This window comes from Pseudomonas sp. SDO55104_S430, from assembly GCF_054070595.1.
This window is the reverse complement of the sequence record NZ_JBSVXG010000445.1, coordinates 1-1,821: the sequence shown is the minus strand read 5'-3', so window position 1 is coordinate 1,821 and position 1,821 is coordinate 1. Positions and strand designations below refer to the sequence as shown.

The 1,821-nt window shown below is 56.6% G+C and carries 2 protein-coding genes and 1 pseudogene; 2 read left to right on the top strand and 1 reads right to left on the bottom strand.

The window, feature by feature from the left end:
- The first annotated feature begins 214 nt into the window (after positions 1-214).
- Positions 215-532, top strand: coding sequence for a DUF3509 domain-containing protein (locus ACW9JE_RS30560; protein WP_224541120.1), 318 nt, complete (start codon positions 215-217; stop codon positions 530-532).
- 26 nt (positions 533-558) lie between these two features.
- On the opposite strand, the gene ACW9JE_RS30555 is transcribed toward ACW9JE_RS30560, so the two are convergent.
- Entirely contained in the window at positions 559-1,059 is a 501-nt protein-coding gene (locus tag ACW9JE_RS30555; RefSeq protein WP_224541122.1) for a phosphate-starvation-inducible protein PsiE, read from the bottom strand.
- A gap of 365 nt (positions 1,060-1,424) precedes the next feature.
- Between ACW9JE_RS30555 and ACW9JE_RS30550 the strand changes: the two are divergent.
- Positions 1,425-1,664: pseudogene (locus tag ACW9JE_RS30550) on the top strand (YebG family protein); the annotation flags it as partial.
- Positions 1,665-1,821: the final 157 nt, after the last annotated feature.

The window sequence follows — 1,821 nt, the reverse complement described above, 5'->3', positions numbered from 1 at the left end:
AAAAGATGGGACTGCTGCGCAGTCCAACGGGGGCAAGCCCCCTCGCCACAATGTCTGCGTCGGCAAGGGACTCATTGTTCGACAATCCAACCGGCATGCCCCTTGCTACATCCTCCTGTGAAAGCACGTCATGAAGGCCGATGGTCCGGTATCGCGAACTAATCCCGACATCGACCGGTCAACAACTGCACGTTCAATCAGGCGGTGACGCATCATGGACAACCCTTTTCAGCTCATTACCGATGCGTTTGCAGCGGATTACCACGTTAACCTGAGCATTCAGGGCCTGGACGGCAGCATCATGCTGACCCTCTCCGACAACGGTCGCATAGTCGCCAAACGCATGATCAGTGCCGAACAGCGCAACGACCCCGACCGCCTCAAACGCCTGGTACAGAGCATCCAGTTCGGCATCGCCATCGAACAGGGTCGAAGCGCGGTCGCGATTCTCGAAGCCATGACCGACAGCGGCTCGCGCAATCCGCCACCACCGTCGGTCAAAGGCCGGCCCCGACCCGCCATGCGTCTATAAATCTCAGGGCCTTGAATCTCAGGGCTTTAAATCTCCCCCTTCTCTACCTCCGGATGTTCACTTGAACCCGCACCGGTCTTGCGATGCGGGTTTTCAATCTTCACCGACGGAAATTGCGAAGACGCGTAGCGCACCACCAGAATCGCAAACGCCAGCAGCAGAATCCCGCCGCACAGGTAAATGATCCCCAGGTCCGGCGGGTTGTGGTGCGACACGTTGGAAATCAGCAGGCGGGTCAGCGCGGTGATCGCCACGTAGATCAGAAAGCGCACCGGCATGTGGTTGGTCTTGAAATAAATCCCGACCATCGCACCCAATTCCAGGTAGATGAACAGCAGCAGAATGTCATCGATCTTGATGTGTCCCTTCTCGAGCATTCCCAAAAATTCCATCACCGCCGCCCAGGCGGTCACGGCGCCGATGGCGAACAGTGCCAGATAGTGGAAGGTCTCGACGAACAGGTTGCCCAGGGTTTCCGCCAGTTCGTGCACGGACTGCCGCAGGTTTTCGGCCCAGTTGATTTTCACGATGATGCTTCCTTAGGTCGGCTCGACCGGATAATGCGGGTTGGACGTGACGGTTGTTCTGCATGCAGCTTTTCATGCAGAAACGAGGCCACGCCATCATGGCGAGCCCCCGCGAATCGCGCGCCGTGACGTTTTGCCGCGCCTCGATCCTGTAGGAGCAGAGCTTGCTCGCGAAAGCGGCGTGTCAGGCGATATCAATGTTGACTGACACACCGCTTTCGCGAGCAAGCTTCGCTCCTACAGTGGTTTGTTGGACTACATTAAAAAGCCACTACCCAAACCCCAATGATTCGCTTATTCTTTGCCTGTATATAAATACAGTAGTCGAATCAGACAACCAAATTTGAAGGCATGTGAGGTGGTGAATGGCCGTCGAAGTGGTATACCGCAGCAGCCGAGATCTGGAGCGCTTGTTCATGGATAAAGCCGAAGCTGATCGTCATGACAAAATGCTCGAGCTGGCCGAGTTGCTGGCCGAAGTGTTGCAAAAAGCCGTCCCGTCCCTGAACGAACAGCAAGTGGAAGAAGTCGGGATCTACATGGCGAAAAACCGCGATGTGTTCGCCAAGGCGTTCAAGAGCCAGCCGGATGCCCTGTCCGAGTTGCTGACCGCGCCGGTGGAAGCGCCGCAAGCAGTCGAAGCGCCCGTTGAAGAAGTGGCTGAAGAACCGGTTGCTCCGGCCAAGCCAGCCAAGGCCGCGAAAGCCGCCAAATAAATCAAAAGCTCGCAGCCTTCGGCAGCCCCTACACAATCCCAATGTA

What these genes read in the sequence shown, in the direction of transcription:
- ACW9JE_RS30560 (WP_224541120.1), top strand. Translation starts at nt 215, where the DNA reads ATGGACAACCCTTTTCAGCTCATTACCGATGCGTTTGCAGCGGATTAC.